General features: G+C 63.3%; 23 protein-coding genes and 1 pseudogene. 14 read left to right on the top strand and 10 right to left on the bottom strand.

Annotated elements, in window-relative coordinates; translation table 11 throughout:
• From ON36_RS29465 to ON36_RS29490, 7 genes are all read left to right on the top strand, one after another.
• Window positions 1-293 (top strand): hypothetical protein (locus ON36_RS29465; protein ID WP_043660620.1); only part of this gene is annotated, 293 nt, incomplete at its 5' end.
• Between the two features lie 146 nt (window positions 294-439).
• A complete protein-coding gene (locus ON36_RS36990; RefSeq protein WP_083885532.1) occupies window positions 440-1,021 on the top strand; it encodes a YbaB/EbfC family nucleoid-associated protein in 582 nt (193 codons plus the stop codon).
• Window positions 1,022-1,434: 413 nt separating this feature from the next.
• The gene (locus tag ON36_RS36995) at window positions 1,435-1,707 is read left to right on the top strand and encodes a hypothetical protein (protein WP_157225069.1); all 273 of its coding nucleotides are present in this window, start codon (window positions 1,435-1,437) and stop codon (window positions 1,705-1,707) included.
• Between the two features lie 94 nt (window positions 1,708-1,801).
• Entirely contained in the window at window positions 1,802-2,086 is a 285-nt protein-coding gene (locus ON36_RS29475; RefSeq protein ID WP_043660623.1) for a hypothetical protein, read from the top strand.
• Between the two features lie 646 nt (window positions 2,087-2,732).
• Window positions 2,733-3,284 carry a hypothetical protein gene (locus tag ON36_RS29480; protein WP_157225070.1) on the top strand — a complete coding sequence of 184 codons (552 nt, stop codon included), beginning with the start codon at window positions 2,733-2,735 and terminating at the stop codon, window positions 3,282-3,284.
• Between the two features lie 116 nt (window positions 3,285-3,400).
• A complete protein-coding gene (locus ON36_RS29485; protein WP_043660627.1) occupies window positions 3,401-3,751 on the top strand; it encodes a histone-like nucleoid-structuring protein Lsr2 in 351 nt (116 codons plus the stop codon).
• A 1,192-nt stretch (window positions 3,752-4,943) separates the two neighbouring features.
• Window positions 4,944-5,444 carry a hypothetical protein gene (locus ON36_RS29490; RefSeq protein ID WP_052314499.1) on the top strand — a complete coding sequence of 167 codons (501 nt, stop codon included), beginning with the start codon at window positions 4,944-4,946 and terminating at the stop codon, window positions 5,442-5,444.
• Here the strand turns inward: ON36_RS29490 and ON36_RS29495 are convergent.
• Window positions 5,424-6,842 (bottom strand): MFS transporter, encoded by a 1,419-nt coding sequence (locus ON36_RS29495; RefSeq protein WP_043660628.1) that lies wholly within the window; start codon window positions 6,840-6,842, stop codon window positions 5,424-5,426. The two genes, ON36_RS29490 and ON36_RS29495, sit on opposite strands and share 21 nt — an antisense overlap.
• Window positions 6,843-6,920: 78 nt before the next feature.
• On the opposite strand from ON36_RS29495, the gene ON36_RS29500 reads away from it, so the two are divergent.
• Window positions 6,921-7,475 (top strand): TetR/AcrR family transcriptional regulator, encoded by a 555-nt coding sequence (locus tag ON36_RS29500; protein WP_043660630.1) that lies wholly within the window; start codon window positions 6,921-6,923, stop codon window positions 7,473-7,475.
• Between the two features lie 41 nt (window positions 7,476-7,516).
• Here ON36_RS29500 and ON36_RS29505 read toward each other — a convergent pair whose 3' ends face one another.
• Window positions 7,517-8,137, bottom strand: a complete 621-nt coding sequence (locus tag ON36_RS29505; protein WP_043660631.1) for a TetR/AcrR family transcriptional regulator — start codon at window positions 8,135-8,137, stop codon at window positions 7,517-7,519.
• A gap of 235 nt (window positions 8,138-8,372) precedes the next feature.
• Between ON36_RS29505 and ON36_RS29510 the strand changes: the two genes are divergently transcribed.
• Entirely contained in the window at window positions 8,373-12,077 is a 3,705-nt protein-coding gene (locus tag ON36_RS29510) for a type I polyketide synthase (protein ID WP_157225071.1), read from the top strand.
• A 27-nt stretch (window positions 12,078-12,104) separates the two neighbouring features.
• Here the strand turns inward: ON36_RS29510 and ON36_RS29515 are convergent, their stop codons facing one another.
• From ON36_RS29515 to ON36_RS29535, 6 genes are all read right to left on the bottom strand, one after another.
• Window positions 12,105-13,055, bottom strand: coding sequence for a PDR/VanB family oxidoreductase (locus ON36_RS29515; protein ID WP_157225072.1), 951 nt, complete (start codon window positions 13,053-13,055; stop codon window positions 12,105-12,107).
• On the bottom strand, window positions 13,042-13,506 hold the full coding sequence (locus tag ON36_RS29520; protein ID WP_218001252.1) for an MOSC domain-containing protein: 465 nt from the start codon (window positions 13,504-13,506) through the stop codon (window positions 13,042-13,044). The genes ON36_RS29515 and ON36_RS29520 overlap by 14 nt, the downstream gene beginning before the upstream one ends.
• Window positions 13,503-14,879, bottom strand: a complete 1,377-nt coding sequence (locus ON36_RS29525) for a methylaspartate mutase (protein WP_043660634.1) — start codon at window positions 14,877-14,879, stop codon at window positions 13,503-13,505. Before ON36_RS29525 ends, ON36_RS29520 begins: the two co-directional genes overlap by 4 nt.
• Window positions 14,876-15,313: a cobalamin-dependent protein gene (locus ON36_RS33950; protein ID WP_218001253.1), complete on the bottom strand. Its 438-nt coding sequence runs from the start codon at window positions 15,311-15,313 to the stop codon at window positions 14,876-14,878. Before ON36_RS33950 ends, ON36_RS29525 begins: the two co-directional genes overlap by 4 nt.
• 56 nt (window positions 15,314-15,369) lie before the next feature.
• On the bottom strand, window positions 15,370-16,584 hold the full coding sequence (locus tag ON36_RS29530; protein WP_218001254.1) for a fatty acid desaturase: 1,215 nt from the start codon (window positions 16,582-16,584) through the stop codon (window positions 15,370-15,372).
• A gap of 257 nt (window positions 16,585-16,841) precedes the next feature.
• Complete coding sequence (locus ON36_RS29535; protein WP_157225073.1) at window positions 16,842-17,555, bottom strand: hypothetical protein; 714 nt, start codon at window positions 17,553-17,555, stop codon at window positions 16,842-16,844.
• A gap of 24 nt (window positions 17,556-17,579) precedes the next feature.
• Between ON36_RS29535 and ON36_RS36440 the strand changes: the two genes are divergently transcribed.
• From ON36_RS36440 to ON36_RS29550, 4 genes are all read left to right on the top strand, one after another.
• Complete coding sequence (locus ON36_RS36440; protein ID WP_157225074.1) at window positions 17,580-17,720, top strand: hypothetical protein; 141 nt, start codon at window positions 17,580-17,582, stop codon at window positions 17,718-17,720.
• A 426-nt stretch (window positions 17,721-18,146) separates the two neighbouring features.
• The gene (locus ON36_RS33110; RefSeq protein WP_083885529.1) at window positions 18,147-20,081 is read left to right on the top strand and encodes an FAD/NAD(P)-binding protein; all 1,935 of its coding nucleotides are present in this window, start codon (window positions 18,147-18,149) and stop codon (window positions 20,079-20,081) included.
• Window positions 20,082-20,109: 28 nt separating this feature from the next.
• The gene (locus ON36_RS29545; RefSeq protein ID WP_083885530.1) at window positions 20,110-20,463 is read left to right on the top strand and encodes a YciI family protein; all 354 of its coding nucleotides are present in this window, start codon (window positions 20,110-20,112) and stop codon (window positions 20,461-20,463) included.
• 35 nt (window positions 20,464-20,498) lie between these two features.
• Window positions 20,499-20,975, top strand: a complete 477-nt coding sequence (locus ON36_RS29550; protein WP_373281859.1) for a carboxymuconolactone decarboxylase family protein — start codon at window positions 20,499-20,501, stop codon at window positions 20,973-20,975.
• A gap of 859 nt (window positions 20,976-21,834) precedes the next feature.
• Here the strand turns inward: ON36_RS29550 and ON36_RS29555 are convergent.
• Both ON36_RS29555 and ON36_RS33955 read right to left on the bottom strand, forming a co-directional pair.
• Window positions 21,835-22,185, bottom strand: coding sequence for a histone-like nucleoid-structuring protein Lsr2 (locus tag ON36_RS29555; protein WP_043660637.1), 351 nt, complete (start codon window positions 22,183-22,185; stop codon window positions 21,835-21,837).
• A gap of 116 nt (window positions 22,186-22,301) precedes the next feature.
• The gene (locus ON36_RS33955) at window positions 22,302-22,751 is read right to left on the bottom strand and encodes a DUF6283 family protein (protein ID WP_245558251.1); all 450 of its coding nucleotides are present in this window, start codon (window positions 22,749-22,751) and stop codon (window positions 22,302-22,304) included.
• Window positions 22,752-24,072: 1,321 nt separating this feature from the next.
• Between ON36_RS33955 and ON36_RS33960 the strand changes: the two are divergent.
• Window positions 24,073-24,213: pseudogene (locus ON36_RS33960) on the top strand (dienelactone hydrolase family protein); the annotation flags it as partial.
• Window positions 24,214-24,287 lie beyond the last annotated feature (74 nt).

Below are 24,287 nucleotides of genomic sequence, written 5' to 3' on the forward strand. Positions count from 1 at the left end.
CCGACATCCGTGCGGGCAAGCTGAAGCGCATCGAGCGCGAGGAATTCGACAACCGCGAGCGGAAGTGGGAAGCGGAGTATGCCCGCCTCGAGGCTGCCAATCCGGGGCTCTCCGAGGTAGCTCTGTGTGCGATGACGGACGAACGGGTCGGACGAACAGATCGACCGTTCGATGCGGAGCGGGCACTCGCAGCGGAAGAGCGGCGAGAGGAGAGAATGCAGCGGGCCGGCAACCGCCGCCCCGTCACGGGCAATCCGTTCGCTGTTCGGCCGCACCAGGGGCGGGACACGTAGCAGCGCGACGCAACCCGCCATCCGTTCACGCCGCGACCTCTTCCTGGTGGAAGCTGCGGCGCATCCGACGCCCGATCCACTCCCCCACCGCGGGCGACACCGCGTTGCCGTAGCCGTTGACCTGGTTGCGGGCGCTACCCCACACGATGAACGTGCCCTTGCGGCCAGGACGGTCCGGATCGAACCCGCACCCGGTGCCCACCACCGATCCCGAGTTCGACCGCACCATCGCCGAAATACGTGTCAAAGCCACCCAGGTCCAGCAAGTCCTCCAGCAAGTCACCGGTATCGGCACCGCAGCCAACGGCAGAGTCACCGCAACCGTCGATGCAGCCGGACGCCTCCGCGATCTGCGACTCACACCAGCTGCATACCGCCACAGAGATCGCTTACCGACGCTGATCTTGCAAGCAACAGCATCGGCCGAGGACGACGCCGCCCGCAAAGCCGAAGCTTGCGCGGCACCAACTGAGCCGCAGATAGACCGCAGACAGAGGCGGCTGCCTCGCAGAACCGCGTCCGACAGTGTGCGGCCGACCTCGCCCGCTACGCGCGAAGCTCGGCACGCCCACATGACAGGCGAAGTCGTGAATTCCGCCTCGGGTCCATTCGATCGCACGGCGCCGGCCTCTGCCGTGCCTGCCCCTCCGCTCAGCAATTGCCACCCAGACCACGTGACCCGCACCCCGGCGACCGCACAGCTCGGGTCGGGTCGGGTCGGCCGATGATGCGGGACGGAGCTGTGTGGCGGTCCCTCGACGGTTTCATCCGCAGGTCCACTTCGCGTCGTCCAGGTCGAACCAGGCTCGCCGCGCAAGTCAGAGGTAGCCGTCCCAGCTGCCCCGGCAGGTCGACCTCTCGATATCCAGTTCGCGTAGTTCTCCTGGGCGAAGTCGTAGATCCAGGTCAGTTCGGTCCCGGTACGCCGCTTCCATACGAAGGTGACCATCTGCCGTGGGTTGTAGAAGCCGGATTTGAACTCGACATCGATCATGACCTTCGGGTTCGTCGCTGGCGGAATCGGCGGGACCGCGACCCACCGCCCCTCGAAGCTCCTCCGGAACGTCTCTCCGAGGAAGTAGACGAATCTGTTTCCCAGCTTCCGGTTATCCGCAGAGAACGGGCTGACGTTGTCGAACCGGTGCATGATCTGCTGCTCGGCAATGACCAGGCCTTCGCGGGTGTACTCGCAGCCGCTGAGCTCGGGTACGTCGAACACCGTGAACTCGATCTCCATCGCCGCCTCTTGCATCAGCAGCCAGCTACGAAATCCGGCGTCGGCCTGCCGCTTCGCGAACGCCGCAGTGTCACGCAACTCGCGACCACCATTGTCGGCCACCCGGAACCCCCGCCTCGCATTTACCTCTCGGCCCTCGTGCACCGCACATCCGCCTCGACGCTGGCTTCTACTTAGCTGCGGACGGACGCACCTCTCATCTTCGCGCACTCCCCCAGGCCAAGATGGGTCCATGGGACGAGACAGAGGTCACCATCCCACAGCCGAAGACATGCGACGAATTTTCGAGCGCGAGCTCGAGGTCGTCCTCACGACCGGACTGTTCCGGACCTGCACCGGGCTCGACGATGCGACAGTCCAGGCCATTCAGCACCTGAGCGGATTGTTCCCCGACCACATCACCACAGACGACATCGCTGCAGCGCGCGCAGCGTTCGCCGGCGAACTGACCCACAGTGAAGAGCTCTCGGTGCCTGACTTCATGCGAACACCGACGCTCCCCGGACCCACCCCCGGATCAACGGACCACGAACCCATCCCTCGCGAACCCAGGTGACGGTGGCACGCCGAATCGCGTCAGCCACCCGGGGCGATCAGACCGGACCGCCGACACTGCGCCCAAACGTTGACCGACGATTGAGGTGTTCGTGTTCGGACCCGGTAGGGCGGGGGTGAAGCCGTCGGGGGCGTGGGTGACCGGCTGTTTCGCGGCACGCGCTTCCAGTGCGGGGAGCAGTCCTCGCGGCATGTCGCCACGTTGCGGAAAGCCGCGCGGAGAGTCAGCCGCAGCACAGGTCGAGGCGAATCGGGGGCGACCCCGGCGCGGGTTCCGAACTGGCTCCGGAACAAGACCACTCCCTTCCACAACCCCACTGCCCCCATCCACCCGAGCCGCTACGCTCGAACCGCCGAGAGGCCCGTGTGACAGGAGATCTCGTGAACTGCGACTCGGGTCCCGACGACCGAACAACGCCAACCTTGCCCGTCCCCGCCGCGTTCGCGAAGCGGGGACTCCCCAGACCGCGTGACCATGCAGGCACACCCATCCCCTACATCACCCACCTCCACCCTGCGGCGCCCCCGACTGGCGCCGGATCGACCCCCAGCTCGCCCTCGAATGCCAAGCGGCATGGTTGTGCCAAGTCTGTGGTCTCGAACTGCCACCACGCGCATGGGTCGTCGTCGAACCAGGTGGGCAGATAGTGCCCGGTACCGCGGTGCACCGCGACTGTTTGACCGTCGCTACCAGCCGCTGCCCACACCTTGGCAGCGACATCGAACTCGACACTCGCGAGGTCGATCGCAGCCAGGTCCTGGCCGACGGCGACTGCCTCGCCGACTTCCCGATTCCCGAGCACTACGACGACTTCGGACCCTACGGAAACCGCCTCCGCACATGGCGCCTCCACAGCGAATCCGCCATCGAAGCGTTGCTCGCCGAAATCCTCGAGTCCTGTGCCCTCGAGCACCCCGTCGACGGGGACTGTCTGCGCATCGCCCGCGCCGTGACCAGTGCGCTCTGCGACCGCGGTGTCCCCGCGTCTACGGTCACAATCGCCGGCTGGATGGATACCGAGGAAACACTGCTCGCATTCCTGCACCTGGCCACCGGTACCGATCACGTCATCCTCGACGGCACTGCCCGCCTATTCGACCGCGCCCTACCCGCCGCGTGGATCGCCCCGCAAGCCGACTACCTCCACCGCCTCGCAGTAGCAGCGGGCATCGACCACGCCGCCATCTTGAGCAGATAGCCGGCGACCCGAACCGGGCGAGGAGGCGTCCATGCGCTGGTGTGGTCGCGCCTGATTCACCAGTACCATCGCTCGGGTAGTTCACTGACTTTCACCGGACGAAGAGGACAAAGGTTATGGCGCGCAAGGTTGTTGTCACACTCATCGACGATTACGACGGCACCTCCACCGCCGAAGAAACCGTCACCTTCGCCATCGACGGCATCACCTACGAAATCGACCTCTCCACCACCAACGCCACCAAACTGCGTCAAGAACTCGACCAGTGGATCCCCCACGCCCGCCGCACCGGCCGCACCACCAAAGCCAAGCCGAGCACCCGCAAGGAAACCACCCCCGACTCCAAGAGTTCGCGGCGCGACCTCACCGCCATCCGCGCCTGGGCCGCCGCCAACGGCCACAAAGTCTCCACCCGCGGACGGATCGCCGCCGAAACCGTCGCCGCCTACGAAAAAGCCTCCGCCTGACCACCACCCGCAACCCAGCGAAGCGACGACACCGGCTACCGGGTCTGCGGCCCGGTCAAGTCCGAACGCGTACGGGCGATCTTGCCGATCAGTCCACGGGCCCGCGTCCCGGGTCGATCGATCTCCCGCTGACCGTGATCGGCCGCTTCGCCACCCGAGGCGAACAACGGCACCACCGACTCATAGCCTTCTGCCGCTTCGAACGTCGTCGAGGTTGCCGAGCGGATCGGTGCTATGCCCTGGCGTTGAACCGCTAAACCGCCGACTGCCGACGTGATCATCGGTCCGGGCCGACAACATCAACACACCGGTCGGCAACCGTATGTGATTGGCTGCGCGAGACTATCGAACGCAGTCAACTGATGGACACCCACATCGTGGTGCCCATAAGCAACTTTATGCGGTGGAGTAGGTTCTGGGCTCGTTTGCGACAGCGTGTCTCGGTCGGCAGCGCGGGCATGACCGACATCGGGGTACAACTGAGCGGATCCGGCGATCTGAGTGTGCTGGGCGGCGGGTCGGGGAGATCGGCTACTCACTCGGCGCTGTACCACCGACCTGAGCCAGGTCGCTGCACAGACTCCGCAGATCCACGATCACGTACCTGGCTCAGCTTGCTAAGACCAACAAGCGGATCGCGGCATCTCCAGTCAGCCGAGCACGACGCCGGTCTCGACCATTCCCGGGTCGGTTCCAGTCGCGCATGGACGTATGTCGGATTGTCGATGGTCGCCACGCCTGGCGGCCTGTAGCCCCGTACGGCTTCTCCAATCACCAGTCAGGCGTTCTCGGAGCCACCCTTTTCCCAACACCCTGCCCGCGGGACGCCCCCGACTGCGGACTCACAGGAGCACGTGGTCGGAAACCCGTTCGAAATGGCAGCCCTCATCGGTGCGAGCACGTGCGGCCGGGGCTCGACCGCGAACCGGCGGTTACAGGGCGCCCAATCCGCCGGGCTATGCCCTCAAGGCCGACCACGATCACACGCGTTGTCGCGGTCCGAGAGGGCCGCGCCTCAAACCCGGCCAGCTCATCCAGCGGTAATCCGCCACCCAGCTGGTAGTCCACACCGGAGCTCAGTCTGGGCCGGGCTACCCCGGCCGCGGGTATCTCTCGCCCGGCTACCCGCCCCAGCCCCGCCTATCCTCCGCCGCCGAAGAAGCGCAAGATCTGGCCGTGGGTGCTGAGTGGGGTGTTGCTGGTGATCCTGCTCGGTTTCGCCGGGTGTTTGGCCCCAGTTGGCACGACGGTCAACCAGATCGATATGGAGATCAACTGGTGCGTCACCGTCACCTGCCAGGTCGACGGTTCCAGCGCGGGCAGCTCGATCACCTATCCCGGCAAGAACATGGACATCGCCCAGGACACCGACGTCACCCTGCTCTGGACCATGGACGTCCCCGTCGAGGGCTTCACCAAGACCGTGACCCTCACCACCACCGCCGGAGCCGACGGGGAGCAGGTCCCCTGCTGCATCCTCGTCGGCGACAAAGTCATCGCCGAACTAACAGCCAACGGCCCCCTGGACCAGCGCCTCCTGCAGTGGCAACACCGGCGACAACTAGGCGAAGGCCTCCGGACGGGGCAAAGGCTGGGCCCAGTCCGGCCCGGAGACCATCCCGCTCGCGCTACCACCCAGGGTTCGGACGCTCGGCGTCGCCCGAGTCGACCATCAAACCTGTTGCCTGGGTAGGTAGCGATACGCCAGGACGGCAATGGCAGCGAAGCCGACGGCTGTCACGGCGATGCCGATCCGCGCACCGAGCACCGCGTCCGTTTGAACGAGACACAATCCCAAAACCGCGATGCCGACAGCCATGCCGATCTGACGGGCAGTGTTCAGTACTCCCGAGGCAAGCCCCGCGTAGTCGGGGTCTGCCGAGGAAAGCGCCGCTCCGTTGCAGCTCGGCCCGAACAGACCGCATCCAAATCCTGCTATGGCGGTCCCGAGAAGGAGGATTGGCCAGCTACCTCGATCGCTCACAGCGAGGCAGATCAGGGATCCCAGCGCTGCAATGATCGAACCCGAGATCAACAGCCAGCGGGCACCCCTGTGAGACCACCGCCTGTTCAGAACGAGAGTTGCAAATGTCCAGAGCATGGCGAACGGAACGAAGAAGAGGCCGGCGCTGAGAGGGTCATATCCCCATTGGTCCTGCAGGTAGATCGCGATCATAAACTGCAGTCCATATGCTCCGAACTGGAATGCGAATCCATTCGTGATGGATGCCGAGAATGCCCGGTTCTGGAACATGCCCAGCGGAAGGACGGGGGCTCGGGCCCGCAACTCCGTTGCGATGAAGCCGATCAAGAGGGTGGGGGCCGCTACGAGTGCGGTGATCGTCAACGGATCCGACCAGCCCCGCTCTCCGCCCTCGATCAGAGCGGCTACGAGAGAGCCGAGTCCGAGGATCGCCAAGAACTGTCCGAGCCAGTCGAAGGATTCACCATCTCTGCGTGCCGTCTCGTCGATATGACGCCAGGCCAGCCACAGCGCCAGGACCCCGATGGGGACGTTGATGAAGAAGATCGAGCGCCAGCCCAGCGTCTCGGTCAGCACGCCGCCACCGATCGGACCGGCGATCAGCGCGATGCCGCCCGTCGCACCCCACACCGTGATCGCTTTTGCCCGCTGCGCAGGATCGGGATAAGTTCGCGCGATGATTGCCAACGTGGTCGGCAGTACACCCGCCGCAAACAGCCCCTGCAGACACCGCGCGATCATCAAAGCTGCGAGTCCAGGACTGACCGCGCAGGCCAGGGATGCTGCAGTGAAGCCACCGAGAGCGCATAGGAACAGCCTCCGGGCCCCGACGCGATCAGCGAGAAGCCCGGCGCTGAGCAACAATGCCGCAAGCGGAATCGTGTAGATGTTGATCAGCCACTGCAATGCGGCCATCGTCCCGCCGGTATCAGCCTGAATGGACGGTAGCGCGATGTTGAGAGCGCTGCCGTCGAGCAGGATCATGAAGAAGCCCAGGCAGATCGCCGCCAGTGCCGCTCGCGGGCGACGGTGGCCCGATGTCGGTCTGTCCTGCGGGTGTGCCGCTAGGGCTCTCCCATGCCGCCCGGAGGATGTCAACGCTGCCATTGTCGCCCCTTTCGACAGATCGCTGTACCTATGAGTACAACGACGACGACTGTACACACCAGTAGGTACAATGGCTAGATGAGCACCGCTGACCGTCTTGTGGCGAGCATGCAGACACTGTTGTGGGAGAACGGCTTCACCGGGACCAGCCCGCGAGCGGTTCAGGAACTCGCCGGCGCAGGCCAGGGCAGCATGTACCACCACTTCCGCAGTAAGGCAGATCTGGCGATCGCCGCGGAACACCGGATGGCCGAGGAACTCAAGGCACAGATCGAACGGCGGCTTCAGAGCGGGTCGAGCGTGCACGATCGAATCGCCGCGTTCCTGACCGTCGACGAGAACGTTCTGCGCGGTTGCCGCCTGGGTCGCCTGGTTCAGGACTCGGCCGTAGTCGCCGAACCCGCCTTGCTGGAACCGATCTCGACCATGTTCAACTGGATCCAGGATCAAATCCGACGCGCGCTGGCCGAGGCTCAAGCGCGGGGCGAGCTCTCAGTCGATCTGGACATCGACGCCCTGGCAACGACCATCTTGGCGATCAGGCAGGGTGCCTACGTCCTGGCGCGAGGCGCACAATCTGAGGAACCGTTCCGGCGGGCCACTGCGGGGATTCTGCAGCTACTCCCCCGCTGACCCCCTCGACAGACTGTCGCAAGGTATCGGCGGGGCCCGGTCTATCGCCGAGCCATGATCCCGTGGAGCAGGATCTGTAGCACGTCACGCAGATCTCGACCGAGGTCACCGTCGCGCGATATCTGCCCAGACCAGCGGTAGAGCGCACCGAGGTAGGCGTCGCGCAACACGTTTCCGACCCGATCCGCATCGATGTGTGGATCGAACTGACCGTGTCGTTGCCCAGCGCGCACTATCTCGGCAAAGACCGACGCCGTGTGAGGCGCTTCGGTCAGCGGTTTGCCCGCTTTGACCCAAGCGGTGAGCATCGTCTCCGACAGAGCGCGCTCTTCTTCGTTGACCTGAGCGAGAATTCCGATACACAGGTACAGTAGGGAAGGCGCGTCGACCGCGTCCAGGGCCAGCGGAATCGTCAGCCGCTCGACCAGCTTCTGACGACGTCTTTCCGCCCACTCCGCAATGAGATCATCCTTCCTGCGATAGTGATTGAAAAAGGTTCCTCTTGCCACCTCGGCGCGTTCGACGATGTCGTCCACTGTGACGTCTTCGTAGCCTTTGTTGGTAAACAATGCAATAGCCGCGACATAAATCCGTTCGCGCAGATGCTGTTTGTTACGTTCACGCCGGCCTAGAGGCGGGGGACGTTCCGCGTCGACGGACATCAGCTCTCCTAGTCGGGGATCGTACTGCAGGCGCGGGTCGGCGCACCACGGTACAACATCTTCTCAGCACCCAACACCCATCGAGCAGCCTCCCACCCTTCCCTGCGCGTCCAACCTGGGCATCAGCGTCCTTCAAGCAGGCAGCGGGAAGGTAGGTTTGTACCCCAGTACAGTGTTTCGGGGGGACTCGACTGGGGCGAGTTCACCGCTCACACGGTCGGGAGGGGTGCAGGACATGGGCAGCGAACTGGGGAAGTCGGCAGCGGCACAGCTAGCGGTCATCGGCGCCAGCTGCAGGTTTCCCGGCGCCGACGGCATCGACGAGTTCTGGCAGCTGCTCTGTGCAGGTGGGGACGCTGTAAGCGAGGTACCGGCCACTCGCTACGACGTCGAATCCGTCTACGATCCCAGACCCGCCACTCCGGGCAAGACAGTGTCGCGGTCTGGCGGCTTCATCGCGGACCCCTTCGGTTTCGACGCAGCGTTCTTCGGGATCTCACCGATCGAGGCTATCGCCATGGACCCACAACAGCGGCTCCTGCTGCAGGTGGCATGGGAAGCCCTCGAAGACGCTGGAGTCCGCCCGTCCAGTCTTGCAGGATCCCGGTGCGGCGTGTTCGTCGGACAAGCCACTGCAGACTACAGCGAACAGCACCACGGCCCGATGGATGTGCGTCAGTCGGCCGGCAGCCGCCTGCGGGCCATCACCGCCGGAAGGCTGTCCTTCGCACTCGATGTGAGGGGCCCGAGCCTAACCATCGACACGGCATGCTCGTCCTCCCTCGCCGCGGTACATCTGGCTCGTCAGAGCTTGATGTCACATGAGGTTGATCTCGCCATCGTGGGTGGTGTGAACCTCATCCTCAGTCCTGCTGATTCGATCACATACTCACAGGGAAACATGTTGTCCCCCAATGGGCGCTGCCGGTTCGCCGACCAAGAGGCCGACGGGTTCGTGCGTAGCGAGGGCATCGGGGTCGTGATCCTCAAAAGACTCCCTGAAGCCACCCACGAGCACGACCCGGTCAGAGCCGTACTACTCGGCAGCGCGCTCAACAACGACGGTCAAGGCAGTGGACTGCTGCTGCAGCCAGCAATCAGTGGGCAGGCGGCAATGCTGCGCCAAGCATGCGAGTCCGCCGACTTGGCACCTGCCGACATCGACTACATCGAAGCCCATGGAACCGGGACCGCTGTGGGCGACAGTGTCGAACTCAACGCCTTGATCGACACGATGACAAAACACCGGCCCGACGACCATCCACTTCTCATAGGCTCGGTGAAGACGAACATCGGCCACGCCGAAGCCGCCGCAGGCATAGCGGGATTCATCAAAGCGATTCTGATCGCCGAATACGGTCAGATCCCCGCGTCACTACACCTCGACACACCCCACCGGCTTCTCGGATCCGCGCCGATCGAAGTCGTCCGGGACATGCGACATCTCACACGCTCTAACGCTCGTGGCCTGATCGGTATCAGTTCGTTCGGCATCTCCGGGACCAATGTGCATGCCATTCTCGCTCAACCACCGGCGCCGATGACTACCGAATCAGTCACGAGTACACAGGCTCTCGCCCTGCTCGTACTCTCGGCGCGGTCCCCGAAGTCGTTGCGCCTGCAAGCCGAGCGCATGGCCGACTATCTCCTCGGTGAGGGAGCTGACACTCCGCTGTACCGTATCTGCGCCACCGCAGCGTTGCACCGCGACCACCATCGCTTCCGGTATTGGGTCATCGGATCGACCCGTCAGGACATTGCTGAGAGCCTGCGTTCCTTTGCCCACGGAATCGCGACCGGGACAGCGGGATCAGGCCAAGCCTCCCGGCACCAGCGGCGCCTGACCTTCGTCTTCCCAGGGCAGGGTGGCCAATGGACCGGCATGGCGAGGGAGCTGATGCATTCAGCGCCCTCATTCGCAACCTCGATGCGCGCCTGTGATCGCGCAGTTCGCGATGAACTCGGATGGTCGGTGATCGATCACCTCAAAGCCGCCCAACTGCCTGCTGACGTGGCCTCAATCCAGCCGATCATCTGGGCGGTCCAGGTCGCGTTGATCGAGTACTTGAGGTCACTGGGTATTGAACCCGAACTATGTGTCGGGCACAGCATGGGAGAGGCCGCCGCCGCCTTCGCCAGCGGCGCGCTGAGCCGGCGAGAATCTGCCGCCGTCATCTGTCGACGAAGCAGGGCACTGAGTCGGCTGACTGGTACCGGAGCCATGATGGTCGTCGGGCTGGGACCCGCTGAGGCCAACCAGCTCATAGCAGAGTACGGAAGCGAAGTCTGCGTTGCCGCAGAGAATGCCCCCGCGGTCACCGTGCTGGCCGGCGACAAGGAGATCCTGCAAACGATCGCCGAACGTCTCGATACCGCCGGGATCCTTGCCCGCCCCGTTGCTGCGGACGTGGCATCCCACGTCCCGGGCACAGAAATACTCCGCGACGAGCTGACCCGGGCATTGACCGAATTACGCCCCCACGAACCGAACATACCGATGGTATCGACTGTCACCGCACGAAGAGTCGTCGCCGGTGAGCTCGACGCAGACTATTGGATGGGAAACGTCCGCAATCCTGTGCGGTTCACCTCAGCGATCCGGTCCATCCTTCAAGACGGCGAGCACGACATCTTCGTCGAGATCAGCCCACACCCACTACTGCTCTCCTCAGTGACCGAGCTACAACTCGAAGCCGATGTCGAACCAGCCGCGGTGGCGACTCTTCGCCGAGACAGCGATGCCGCTGCCAGCGTGCTGGCAGCGCTCGGCAGTCTTTACTCTTACGGTGTCGAGATCGATTGGCGAACGCACTACCCCCACCATTTTTCACCTGTCCGTCTACCAACTTACAGCTGGGATCTCGAGAACTTCTGTGACCGAACCCACACAGCCGCCTCTCAAGACCTAGGCCCACACATCATCGAGATAGAACTCGACCGGCGCGCAGCCGGAATTCGCAGAGGTCAGCATCGCTACATCCCCCCGGTGACCTTCCTGCAGACGATCATCGATGCAATGGATACGGTAGGCACCACGGCCGATCTAATCGTCGAGGAAGCAGTCTTGCAGGCGGCCGTCGACGCCGACGATGAGACTCTGTCTCATGCCCGGCTGACACTCGCGCCGTCCCGCGAGGGAACCTGGGCCGCAGCGGTCGATGTCGTATCTCCGGAACTGCGTGTCAGCCATCCGTGCGTGACAGCGACAGTTCGCGAGGGCGGGCTCTTTCCCGTGCCGGAACGCTCGCTCGACCAGGCACTGGCGAACTGCGTCGTGTTTGTCTCCGGCGACGATTTCCGTAATGTGCTAACTCAGCACGGATTCGACCTCGACCCGGCGATGCCTACTCCGCTGAGGTTGTGGTTCGGACCCGACGAGGCCGTCGCGTTGATCCAACTCGAGCAGACTTCGTCGGTGGTTGCCCTCGAAGTCTGTCTACTGCCGCTTCTGGACCTTCTTGCGCCACGAGGCCGGTTTCAACCTGCGAAGTTCGGACTCGTCGCGCTTCACCAGCGGTCTACAATGCCCACCGAACTATGGAGCCACGTCCGTGCACAACATATTTCGCGGGAGGAAGTCAGCGTCGATATCGACATCTTCGGACCCGACTCGCAGCCAGTGGCAGCATTTCGTCGCATACTGCTCGTCAACGTCGAGCATGGAGACGGTCCGGTCGCAGCACATCTCCGCTCACCCGCACCTGCGGACGCCGCAGAACATTTCTTGCAGTTAGTTGCCGAAGTCCTGGGCAGTTCTTCTGAACGGATCGATACCCGAAGATCCCTGCGCGAGCACGGCCTTGACTCGTTGATGGCCGTGGATCTGTGCAAGCGCCTTCGAAATGTCGCCCCTTGGTCGGAACTGACACCGTCGGTCCTGCTCTCCCCGACAGAAATAGGCAAGATCGCCGAATGCCTATACAAGGCGCATGCTGGGTGACTCCGCGCTAGGGTTAGAGTCACTTAGCTACAACGACAGTCCTACTACCCCGTGCCCGCGCGAGACACACAGGGCCATCGCTGACTGCCGCTCCAAGTCCGAGAGGCATTCGTCACGATGGTCCACCGCACCCTCAACGACATCCACGATGCACGTACCGCATACGCCGCTCTCGCACCCGTAGTCGATGTCCACTCCCGATCGGATCAGTGCCTGCAACGCGGACTCGTCTCGTCCGACCCGGATTCGGTCGCCTGATCTAATCAGGTGCAACTCGAAGTCCTCAGCTTCCAGCGCACCGGATTGGCCCGCATTCGCTACGAAAAGCTCGTGATGGGTGCGACCTTCCCATGCCGACAGAACTGGTTCGATGTCACGGAGCATCCTCGCTGGACCACAGAAGTAAAGGTGCTCTGCGGCCCGCGGATCTGCGACGACCTCTCGCGCGGTTGGGCAATCCGGCTGGTCCCGGGCATGGATTTTCACCTCGACACCCAGCGCGAGGAGCTCATCGAGAAAGATCGCCCTGTCGCGCGAGGACACGAAGTAGTGAAGAACCAATCGCGAAGGTGCACCCGCATGGAGTTCGTAGAGCATCGATAAGACCGCGGTAATGCCGATGCCGCCGGCCACGAACCGGAACTCTTCAACACCCGGATCGAGGAAGAACGCCTCCTGGGGGTGGGACAAGAACAGCTGATCGCCCACGACGGTGTGGTGTGCCAGCTGCTGCGACACCGATCCTTCGACACCGCTGGACCGCACGCCGATCCGCCATTCCCGCCGCGACGGGATGCCGCACAGACTGTAGGGGCGCATCGAGCCGTCGTCCAGGCGCACCAGTGTGTGAGCCCCAGCACGGTAGATCGGGTACTCGGGGCGGTGGACCGGCCGGAAGGTCAAGGCCGTGTGTTCCTCGGTGAGCCGATGGACTCCGACCACGCTGGATTTGATCAACAGCCGCTTATTCTTGGGCACCGACGACATCTCCCAAATGCGCGGTTCCACCAGTCAGGATTCGGCAGTTGATGCCCGAACGTCCCTCGAGAGCCTGCATAACTGGCAATCCGATGAGATGTTCCAGGTAGGCACACGGAGTGTTCTCCCGGCCTGCGTACAGCAAGCAGTTGCCCAAACGGAACTCCATGCCCAAGAACGCTCGCAGGTCGACCCCGGCTGTGACAATGTTGCGCCTGCATTCTTCGGGTCGCAGCCTGACCCCGGTCTCGATCTCTATGGCGTCGAGCGCTTCCTGTTCGATTATGGTCACCTGTCGATCTGCGTGCGGGCGGTGAGAATAGTGGCCGCGGCCGGTGGCGTAGCGGTCGCCCTCGATGCCCTGGCCTGGCACGAGAACGACCGACTTATGGATGATCATTTCTGCACCGGCGATCTCAGCCGTGTAGATCCCTGTTATGACGCCTGTCACTGTGGTGATTCTCCCGAGCTGCGATTGCTGTCCAGTAGGGTAATGAAGTAGTTGATATCGGCCTCGAGTGCCTCGAAGAGGCCCGCTTCCGAGCTACCCCCGACGGGACTGGCGTCGAGCAAACTGCGGTTGCGATCCTGTGACCGTGTCGAGAGGTGCAGCCCGCCCGCGTCAAAGTACCGGATCGCCCCGGCCCTATCACGGCGAGGGATAACTGCTGATCGGGCGTGCCTACTCGCGCTGAAAGGGATGTCGAGAGTTCCTTCGGCGAAGGCGTCCACGACCGCACCGTAGAGGTCGTCGGCGTCTAGCAGAGGGGCCAGGAGTTCCCCGACCTCAGTGAGAATCCAGTCAAGCTCCTGATCGCAGCGGCCGGCGTCGTGGCCCATGAAGCCGAACAGGGGCGAGCCCGCCAACCGTGCCAGTCGGATACCTGCCGCATTCGCATCTGTGTCCGGTATACCGGCTGCTTCCTGATATGTCTTGGTAATTAGTTTCGTGGCGCCTCCCAGTCTGGCCACGAACGCGCCGTACAAGATCAAAGACTCCGCTCCGAGGCGACTGCGTGGAAAAGCACCCATGAACTCGTGCAGCACTGGGAATACCGAGACATCGTCGGGAAGGTAACGCTCAGCGAGCAGAGGGATCGCTTTCAGCGCCGCGACATCCTGCTCCAGGTTGCCTCCCTGTGGGTAGGCCACCGAGATGCATTTGACTCCCTCTGCCGCCGCCAACAGCGCCTCGATCATGCTGACGGCCAAACTTATTGAGGGCGGAACGAGCACGGCGGTGAGCGTTCCGAACAGCTCGCGGTCGACGATGATGCCGCGCTCGACCAGGCGTCCGCACACTCGGTCGACCTCTCGCCATGCTTGTAGCGACAACGGCAGCGGGACCGCCTTCGAGTACGGCAAGTTGTAGGAGATGCCTCCGCCCTCGAAAGAGGTGATTCCGCTAGCGACGGCAACATCGAACAAGACGCGGGCGTCGGGAGAGCCGTGGCGCACCTCGAGTGGAGCCAGCACCGACTCATTCAATTCCCGTCCACGGCGCCAGCCGTGGGTCACCAGTGGATATCCGTTCAAAGTCTCGGGATTAGTGTTCAGGCACCGCAAGGCACTGTCGAAGCGCTGAAGTCTGGTGTGGGAGTCGATCGTCAGAGATAGAACGTCGGGCTTTGCCTGATTTGCCAGATCGTGAAGCAGTGAACGCATCTGCTCGTGGTCCCCGACACCGCATCGTGGTTGAAGGGCTAACCTTCCGTCACGTTTCGCTGCGGCCAGAATCTCGTATGCCGATGGTTTTGAAAGGTCCCGGATGTATGCGGCCGTCTCGTCGAGAGAGGGCAGATCTCCGGCGAGCGACACGGTCATGATGCGCTGCGTTGCTGTACGTCGGCTGTCTCGACGAGTTCGCTCAGAAAGGAGGGGATCTCGGTGGCGTCAGTGAGGACGGCATCTACTCCGAGATCGAACAGCCTCTCGTGTGACTGTGCGGATTTGTCACTGCCTACAGAGAGGTTACCTCCGACGACAACGGGGCACCTGATGGCACCACTCTGTTTGGCCTTGCTCAAATCTCTCAGATCCTCGTGGATATGACCGTTGAGGCTTCCGATGAAAATCGCCAGAGCATCAGGGTATTCTTCGGCCGCGGCGGCGAACTCCGAAATCGGAGTGCATGTCCCGAGGTTCACCACGTCGTAGCCCCTCTCACGGAGATCATGGGCGATCAATTGGTTCGCCACAGCATGGGCGTCGCTTGCCGCAACACCAAGGATGACGGTTCCACGGTGGCGGTAGGCCACTCTGGCATTCAACTCAGATTCCCTAACGTGAAGTTGGCATTGCATCGAGTGCCTGCTTAGTCGTCGAACGCGGCAAATACGGCGCGCGAGCTCACGCTGCCGATCTTGGCGCGATCATAGAATTCTGGATCCGCTCGGCCGAGGGAGTCGAAGACATGCCCGATGGCTTGGGCAAGGCCCCAGACCTCGGTGTACGGGGGCCAGTCCGACCCAGCTGTATCGCTGTCCATCTGGCGTTCACTTATATAGTCGTACCAAAGCTTGTGCCGTGGGTACCGATGATGGAAATCATGGCACACCGTGTCGCCGGTCAGTACCAGATAGCGCGCCGGAGCGTGGATGGCGATCATGCGGAATGTCCAATGCAGCCAGCCAACGGCCGCGCGCCTCCGTCCGGTTCCGCGATCAGGAACGGCCTCGCCGATGAAGATGGCGTTGGTCAGAGACGCCATCCTGGTCTTACCTGTAATATCCTCGCAGCCCGGCTCAGGAAATGTGTGTTTCACACACAGTCGCAGGGTGTTGGAGATTTGGAACAGCGGAAACAGCGGAATCATCCAGCCCACAACGAGTACCGGCCACGTTCCAGTGGCCGTCGCCACTGAGGCCGCGATCGCGTAGAAGCCGACGGCGATCGACTTCTCGGCCCGTGTCGAACCCGACCAGAATGATCGAACCCGCCCGACCGCGAAGGAGAGGTGGAACACCGGCGAGCACAGCTTCGTCAGCACCTTCCGCCACATGACAGGCCGGCTCATCCCGGGTCCAAGTCCCAGCCCTACAAGGAACGCCTGTACGGTCGGATCCCGGAGAGTCATGTGGTGACGGGAGTGGTGCTCGGCGGTGTGTTCCCTGCTGTACTGGGTGAAGTTCTGAACCAAGAGGATCGCCGAGCAAGCCTGCCCGATCGCCCTGTCCAGTCGCTCACGGCGATACAAGTTCTTGTGCGCGGCCTGGTGAAAGACCATCATGCGTGCGTTTCGCATCCCATGCAGTGTCATTGCCACACCAATCACGCAGAGCCCGCTCCACACTCCTCCTAGCGACAGCGCCGCAGCGGTGAAAGCGAAGCCGAACACCATGCTCAGGCATGATCCGACGACGTGGAAGCCGGCGGTGAGGCGGATAGCCGGCTGGCCGGCATGCGGCTTGCCGGTAAGCAACGTCAGCGGCGCCTGAGCGATGCGAGGAAGCCTCAACATCGACTCACGCGGATCATCGGTCGCGGTGAGAGTATGACCGAATGCCAGGTCGGGTTCGTCGTTACCCAACGCGCCCCTCCTTCCGAGAGACCGCATCGACATCTCGTTTCTGCGGTAAGAACGGGTCCCTTTGGCACGCCACATTGGCGCACCGACCGCGCCTACACGCAGCGAATGTCAGGCGGAAAGGTAGAGAATAGCGATGTACACGCGGTCAACCAGCGGCTCGGACGAGCTCGTACCGGGACTCTCCATCTACAGGATGGGCACCGCCAAATCTACCGTATCGGATCGCACCCGTGTCAAGTACATTCTGCGCCTGGACTTTACGTCCGATGGATTACCACGAGGGCAGGGGTGACCGCAGCTGGCGTATCAAGGATCTGTGCACGCAGCTGCGCATCAACCAGCTGACCGTCCCGAGTCCTCAAGCGCACAGGCAGGCTCTGGACCTGGGTGGGGGGAAGCGCCGCTATCCGACTGGCATCCAGAGCACCTACGTCGGTGGAGGACAGCATTACCACCTCGGTGAGTTCACCGCTGCTCGGCCAGGCAACTTCAGGAAGCCCCTCACCGATCCATCGCAGCAGTCTCAGATCAGGCAGCTCGACCAGTGCGGATTGCGTGCCTGTCGATAGCGCGTGCAGCATGCCCAGTATCGATCGGTCCTGCGAGCCGGCGCCATCGAAGCCGGTCACATCGATGCTCGTGCCACGCCACAAGCGGCCGTACCCCGGCTGTTGGACGATCCGTCCCAACGAATGAAAGCGACGCAGTGGCCGGGTTGCCGAGGGTACCCAGAACGTTTCACCTACCAGCTGGCCGGGTTCCGCCTCGTCGACTTCGGCCAGCACCCGAGCAACGTTGATGGCATCTTCGGGCTCAAGCATCTGGAGGAACTCATGGATCGAGCGGTTTCGGGGCGCGCGCGATTCGAGACCATACAGGCTGTACAGATCATCGGACCAGTAGGTGATGCGTCGATCCGGTACCCAGGTCCACGCCCCCGCCTTCGGAAGGCTCGGAGGTTCGGCATCCACCGAGCCCACCCAGACCGCGACAGAATGCACCACCCCATCGATGCCCCGAACACCTCGGCCTACGTGTCGCTCAGCGGCACCCCGGCGAACTACACGCATGTCGACGTCGAGCCCGGTTTCGGTAACTCGTCTCGTGACGGCGAGCACGGCCTCCGCCAGGCGTGAAGGCCGTAACCTACTCGCCGAGCGCCCGTGCACTACCGCCTGCCTGTGGGCCAAGACCAACTCATTGCCCACAACCTGACCGTCGATGAACGTCCACCCGTCAGTCGCCAGACCATCGGCAGCAGACACGTTGCCACCAGACATGAAGCCCCCCTCGAAAGAACTAGCAGGCGCCGGAATCTGCGCCGACCGAACGGTAACATCGCGGCTGCGGCGGTGCCGAGCGGCGACGGTAGCGAGACGTTAACTCCCGCACTGCACAGTCGGCCCCCGTTTGACAAGCGGACAGACCTTGAGGCAGCCTGCAGTCAACGCTTCGGCGTCTCTGAGTCCTGTGGCTGACCGTGCTCGCCCCAGTCGACCTTCTTCATATCCCTCGTCTTGGCTGCGCAAGTCAGTGCAGCAACATTGCTATATGGAGGTCGAATGCCACCAATCGATCTTGTCGTCGTCGGAGCAGGACCACGTGGAGTGATTGCGACAGAGCGACTGTGCGCCAACGTAATCGACCTCGGTATCAAGACCGCGACCACTATTCACCTTGTCGATCCATACCCCGCCGGTGGCGGGCGCATCTGGAACACCGACCAACCACGATCCCTGCTGATGAATACGGTCGCCTCCGATATCACCGTGTTCACCGACTCCACGGTGCAATGCGACGGACCGATAGTCCCCGGCCCAAGCCACTACGAGTGGGCAATGCAGGTAGCGAGCGGAGACGCACCTGCGACAGCGCCAACAATCTCCGAAGCTCAGAAGACGCTGCCGTGGTCGTACCCCTCCCGCCCGATGCAAGGCGAGTACCTGCGTGCCGCCCTACAGCGGATCATCACTCGCGCACCACGCAATGTTCGGGTGGTCGAACATCGCACTGCGGCGACGTCTTTCGAAGAGCGCGGAGGCCAGTATCTGGTGGGCTTGCGTGATCGATCGATCCTCAGCGCTGATGCGGTAGTTCTTGCTGTCGGCCACTTCGACACCGCACCCTCTCCGAGGGCCAGCACTCTCCTCGGCGCAGCCCGCCGCCTCGGACTCACCTATGTGCCTCCTGGCAACGCCGGTGAAGTCGACCTGGGCCAGGTTCCCGAACACGACCCCGTGATTCTGAACGGGCTAGGGTTGAACTTCTTCGACTACGTGACCCTGCTGACCACCGGTCGAGGCGGCCGGTTCGTCCAGCACGACCGCGGCGAACTGCGCTACATCCCTTCCGGGCAAGAGCCGGTCATCATCGCAGCTTCTCGACGCGGAGTGCCCTACCTGGCCCGCGCAGAGCACCAGACAGCCGATGTCGCCCGCTACCAGCCTCGTTACATAACAGCCGAGGTTGTCAAATCATTTCGGCAACGAGCGCACAGTCGCGCGGTCGATTTCCGCACCGAGGTGTGGCCCCTGGTCGAAAAGGAGACCGCCTGGGTATACTACGCAACCCTGCTCGCTCAAGATCCAGCAGCCGTCTCGCAGCTGACCGCGTGCTTCGATCAGTTCCCTTGGGGGGCACCCGCTCTCGCCGAAACCCTCGACCGTCTCGTCCCCACGCACGCCGACCGCCTCGACTGGGCCACGATCGACCGCCCCGCCGACAACCTCCACTTTCGGTCCCGAGCGGCGTATACGCAATGGGTATCGGAGAAGCTCGACTCCGACTACCGAGCGTCAGAACAAGGTCCCACCACCAACGCGCTCAAGGCCGTCGGTGCAATCATGCGTGATCTCCGAGACGAAGTCCGCCAGATCATTTCCCATCAAGGCATCAGCGGCGAGTCCTACCGCGACCACATCGACAACTGGTTCAGTGGCCTGAACAACCTGATAGCCTCCGGCCCACCACGATCACGCATCGCCGAACTCTCCGCGCTCGCGCGGGCCGGCATCATCACCTTCGCGGGGCCGCACGCAAGGATCAGTGTCGACGAAACCGCCCACTGCTTCACCATTGGCTCACCTTCAGTGACCGAAGATGACGCCACCGCACACACACTCATCGATGCCTTTTTACCGAAGAACGACATCCGCTCAACCACAGACCCACTGCTGACCTCGATGGTCGCCTCCGGCCACTGCCGAGCCCACCTCATCCCCACCACAGCGGGACAACCGTACGAAACCGGCGGAATAGACGTCGACGACCAGAAGTTCAGAGTGCTCAAAGCCGACGGAACCCCTCACCAGGCAGTGCACTCCTATGGCCCGCCCATCGAATCGGTGCAGTGGGTCACCGCGATCGGCGCACGCCCCGGGGTGAACTCCCGCACCCTCCTCCAGGCCGACGCGATCGCACGCTCAATCCTCAACCACGTCACCGATCTCTCGCGAAACACTAGTCCGGCTGGGGTCCAGGTCCCTGTCGCCCCCTGAACATCGCACACTCGAAAGGCCCGAACACATGGCAATCTATGCCGTCACCTACACCTACGACCCTAAACTGGCCGACGCACGCGCCGCCGTCCGAGGAGAACACAACGACTGGCTGCTTACCCTCGTCAACCAGGACCGAGCGCTGTGCACAGGACCTTTCAGCGACGGCGGAGGCGGCCTACTGATTTTCGAAGCCGACTCCGAACACCTGCTCACAGCACTGCTCGAGGAGGATCCGTTCGCACGCGAAAACCTCATCGAATCAACCCAGGTCAGGGAGTGGCGGCCGATCCACGGACAGGTAGGCAATAGCTCACGCGACCTCGACCGCAAGCCGTTGCAGAGCCGCGTTGTCGAAGTCAACGCCACATCCAGACTTTGACCACTGACGCGACTGCCCACACGCTGGGAGCTCTTGTGCCCAAACCTGATTCGCTCGACGGTTCGACAGCACTGAAACGAGGCTCGGCGATGCGCCGGGCCGTCCTCGGTGACCGCCACGTCGACGCAGCCATCGCACGGACCGAGAACACAGAATCAGTCCACCTTCAGCAATTCGTCACAGAGCATGTTTGGTCCGCGATATGGACACGACCACAACTGGACCCGCGCAGCCGCAGTCTTCTCACCATCGGAATCCTGACTGCACTCCGCGCGCACGACGAACTGGCGGCGCACGTGCGCGGCGCACTCACGAACGGCCTCACCAGAGAGGAGATCACAGAGGCGGTCATCCATGCGGCTGGCTACTGCGGTGCACCTGCAGCGCTGGCGGCGATGCGGATAGTTCAGCAGACCTTCGACACGCCCTTCTCGACGGTCGAGTATCGCTTGGCTACAACGAATTCCGAGTCGACGCAGCACTCAGTCGGTCCGCTCGAGCGGACCGACTAGAAGCCGAATTCAGGCACTTCAGACTACCCGGACACACCATGATCGCCGCCCACCTTGCAATCCTGGGTGGTGCCGTCCGCTGATGCGAGCGGCACCACTTCGCATCGATCGGACCTGTATCACAGAACTCCCATTAGCAACCGGAACGGCGCAGATATCGCTGCATCTTCCCCCGCCATCGTCTCCGTCTTTAAGACAACACCTGGGGTGTGAACATCGAACCAACCGGTACCGACCGAGGGCGGGTCAACCGTGCCCGAGGAACGCCGCGGGCGCTCCGCAGAACCGGGGAACCCGGGGTCGGTCGGGCGGGCGGGGTGCCCTCGGCCGGGGTCGCCATGCCAGGCGTGAGCTCCCATGACGACGCTAGCGACGAACTCGCCGCAGCGTTGCTCACCGCCCGGCGACCGCAGGTCTGGCTCGGCATATCGCGCTGCCACCCTCCAGTTCCCGGTGGAGGAACCTGTTGCTGGCCACTCGGATCGGCTGGCATCAGCGACTGACGCAGCAGCTTGCCCAAGCAGCTGATCCCTAGGACCTCCCCCGCCACTGACCCGGAACTCGACATTCACGAGTCGCTCGCGGCCAGGTCCTGGCCGACGGCGACAGCCTCGCCATCTTCCCGATCCCCGAGCACTTCGACGACCTCGGACTCTACGGAGACCGCCTGCGGACATGGCGCCTCCACCCCGAATCCGCCATGGACCCGTTGCTCGCCCGAAATCCTCGAGTCCTATGCCGCGTGGATCGCCTCGCAAGCCGACTACCTCTACCGGCTTGCTGCAGCAGCGGGCATCGACCATGCCACCATCTTGAGCAGATAGCCGGCGTCGTCGCTTCGCTCGGTCGCGGGTGTTGTTCAGGCTGAGGCTTTTTCGTAGGCGGCGACGGTTTCGGCGGCGATCCGTCCGCGGGTGGAGACTTTGTGGCCGTTGGCGGCGGCCCAGGCGCGGATGGCGGTGAGGTCGCGCCGCGAACCCTTGGTGTCGGGGGTTGTTTCCTTGCGGGTGCTCGGCTTGGCTTTGGTGGGGCGGCCGGTGCGGCGGGCGTAGGGGATCCACTGGTCGAGTTCTTGACGCAGTTTGGTGGCGTTGGTGGTGGAGAGGTCGATTTCGTAGGTGATGCCGTCGATGCCGAAGGTGACGGTTTCTTCGGCGGTGGAGGTGCCGTCGTAATCGTCGATGAGGGTGACAACAACCCTGCGCGCCATAACCTCGGTCCTCTTCGTCCGGTGAAAGTTCGGGAACTACTCGGGCGATAGTACTGGTGGATCCGGCGCGTCCACACCAGCGTATGAACGCATCCTCGCCCAGTTCGGGTCGCCGACTACCGGGTCTGTGGCCCGGTCAAGTCCGAACGCGTGCGGACAATCTTGCCGATCAGTCGACGGGCCTGCGCCCCGGGTTTGTCGATCTCCCGCTGGCCGTGATCGGCCGCTTCGCCGCCCGAGGCGAACAACGGCACCACCGACTCATAGCCTTCTGCCGCTTCGAACGTTTCGGGCTCGATCCGGCCGTGGAACAACGCCAACCGCAACGCGAGCAGTTCGCGCCCGCCGTGGCAGCCGACCCAACCCGCACACATCCGCGCTCGCGGGGACTCCCCATCGGCCTGATGGCACTGAAACAAGCCGTGCGGTTGCTCAGCCAACTCACGGTCGTAGGCGCGCAGCTTCTCGTACTCGGCGAAGTCCCACACCCCGCTGGGCACATCACGCCGATACGGACAACTCACACACGCCCGCGGCGCCGGCGGCCCCATATCCTCCACACTCACCCCACCATCCTCCCCCGCTGCCACGCTCGCCGGGCGGCACCCGACGAACCCGTATCGAGACCCACAAGAGATGTCGACAGTCAATCACCGGCCTTGCGGCTTCTTCCACCGACTGATAGAGGCACGGGCCAACGACTCTCGAACGGGTGCGGCCCTCGCGGACTGCTCAAGCCCTCTGTGGGATCCTGTGGTCATCGACGAGGGACCAGAACACCACTTCGCGACCTCGCACCACAGCCTCGTCCTCAGCGGCGACCGGTGCCGTCAGATCACCGGTCCCATACACAGCCATATGCAAGTCGCACGTGCCGAACCTAGCGACCAACGCGCGGGTTGCCCCCTCGATGTCACAGTCGACGATGCCGGTCGTCTCGAGCGCGCGAGCCACCGTCCGGCACGCCTCGTCAAAAGTACGCATCCCTCAATCATCGCCCGAGCTATCCCCATCAGACCGCCGAACCCACCTCACAGGCCCCCAGGCGCAGCCTCGTCGCTCTCAACCACGCCAGCGCGAACCACCGACCACCGAACTGCCGGACCGATCTTGCTCTGGTCCCACGAGAAGACGCCTTGCCCACCGAGACCCGCTCAACCCTGGGGAGCCTCGACATCAGGACCGCACAGAGCGAAGGGCGAGGGTGGAAGCACTACGACTGGGCCCTCATAATGGCCGCTGTAATCACCGCCGCACGAGCAGTGCCAACCGTCGTAGACGTAGCAGAAGCGAAAATGCCTGCCATGTGGCTGTCGCAAACTCCGGATCTCCACAGATGAACCCCCCATACGTAGACCGTAGCCAACAGACCCAACTTCCGGCTCGACCGACTGCTGGGTCGAACGGCAGCAACCAATCTGAATGATGCCGAATGAGGCGGTGCAGCAACGATCTCCGAGCGGATACGTCCGCACCGCCTGCCGCACCTTACCAAACGCGCCGTAGGAGCCGGCGGCGCCGGGCAAGATCACCAGGACGGACCTTCCAGAAACTGGAGTTGAGATGCTCCGAGCCATAAGGCCCGGCGCAGCCCGGATTGGCACTGGACCATCTCGCCCGGCGTAACGTTGAAATTCTCACCAGACCGTGAGACCCGGCGCCGCGGCGGGACAGGTTCGTGCATCCACGTGTTGAGACTCTCGCCGAGGCGTCAGGCCCGGCGCCGCCCGCGCCCGGCTACATGCGCAGCTTCGCCTCTGGGTTGAGATTCTCGCCGAGCCGTGAGGCATGGCGCCGCTTCTTACTGCCGATAAGTGACCCTTAACGGAGGTCAGACCGACCGACCATCGGCGGGACAGCAATGGCAGCCGCACGCACGCCGATGCTGACGTCCACCACCGCGCCGAAGTCTACGAAGGAGCCCACCACGGCTACACCCAAGCCGACACCTCCGCCTACGACCCCGAGGCCGCCGAACGGCACTACCGCGAACTGGTCGCTCTCTTCGACCGAAATCTGCGCCGATAGCTTGGCCGGTCATCGTGCCCGGATACTGTTCAGTGCCTCACCGAAGCGGCGATGGGCTTGTACCGGCAGTAGCG

This window comes from Nocardia thailandica NBRC 100428 (genome assembly GCF_000308795.1).
Classification (GTDB): Bacteria; Actinomycetota; Actinomycetes; order Mycobacteriales; family Mycobacteriaceae; genus Nocardia; species Nocardia thailandica.

Bases quoted from the DNA above. Each gene is read 5' to 3' on its own strand.
- ON36_RS29545 (WP_083885530.1), top strand. From the start codon at position 20,110: ATGGCAATCTATGCCGTCACCTACACCTACGACCCTAAACTGGCCGAC.
- ON36_RS29485 (WP_043660627.1), top strand. From the start codon at position 3,401: ATGGCGCGCAAGGTTGTTGTCACACTCATCGACGATTACGACGGCACC.
- ON36_RS29510 (WP_157225071.1), top strand. From the start codon at position 8,373: ATGGGCAGCGAACTGGGGAAGTCGGCAGCGGCACAGCTAGCGGTCATC.
- ON36_RS33110 (WP_083885529.1), top strand. From the start codon at position 18,147: ATGCCACCAATCGATCTTGTCGTCGTCGGAGCAGGACCACGTGGAGTG.
- ON36_RS29500 (WP_043660630.1), top strand. From the start codon at position 6,921: ATGAGCACCGCTGACCGTCTTGTGGCGAGCATGCAGACACTGTTGTGG.
- ON36_RS29555 (WP_043660637.1), bottom strand. From the start codon at position 22,185: ATGGCGCGCAGGGTTGTTGTCACCCTCATCGACGATTACGACGGCACC.
- ON36_RS29495 (WP_043660628.1), bottom strand. From the start codon at position 6,842: ATGGCAGCGTTGACATCCTCCGGGCGGCATGGGAGAGCCCTAGCGGCA.
- ON36_RS36990 (WP_083885532.1), top strand. From the start codon at position 440: ATGAACGTGCCCTTGCGGCCAGGACGGTCCGGATCGAACCCGCACCCG.
- ON36_RS29475 (WP_043660623.1), top strand. From the start codon at position 1,802: ATGCGACGAATTTTCGAGCGCGAGCTCGAGGTCGTCCTCACGACCGGA.
- ON36_RS36440 (WP_157225074.1), top strand. From the start codon at position 17,580: ATGCACCACCCCATCGATGCCCCGAACACCTCGGCCTACGTGTCGCTC.
- ON36_RS29505 (WP_043660631.1), bottom strand. From the start codon at position 8,137: ATGTCCGTCGACGCGGAACGTCCCCCGCCTCTAGGCCGGCGTGAACGT.
- ON36_RS29525 (WP_043660634.1), bottom strand. From the start codon at position 14,879: ATGACCGTGTCGCTCGCCGGAGATCTGCCCTCTCTCGACGAGACGGCC.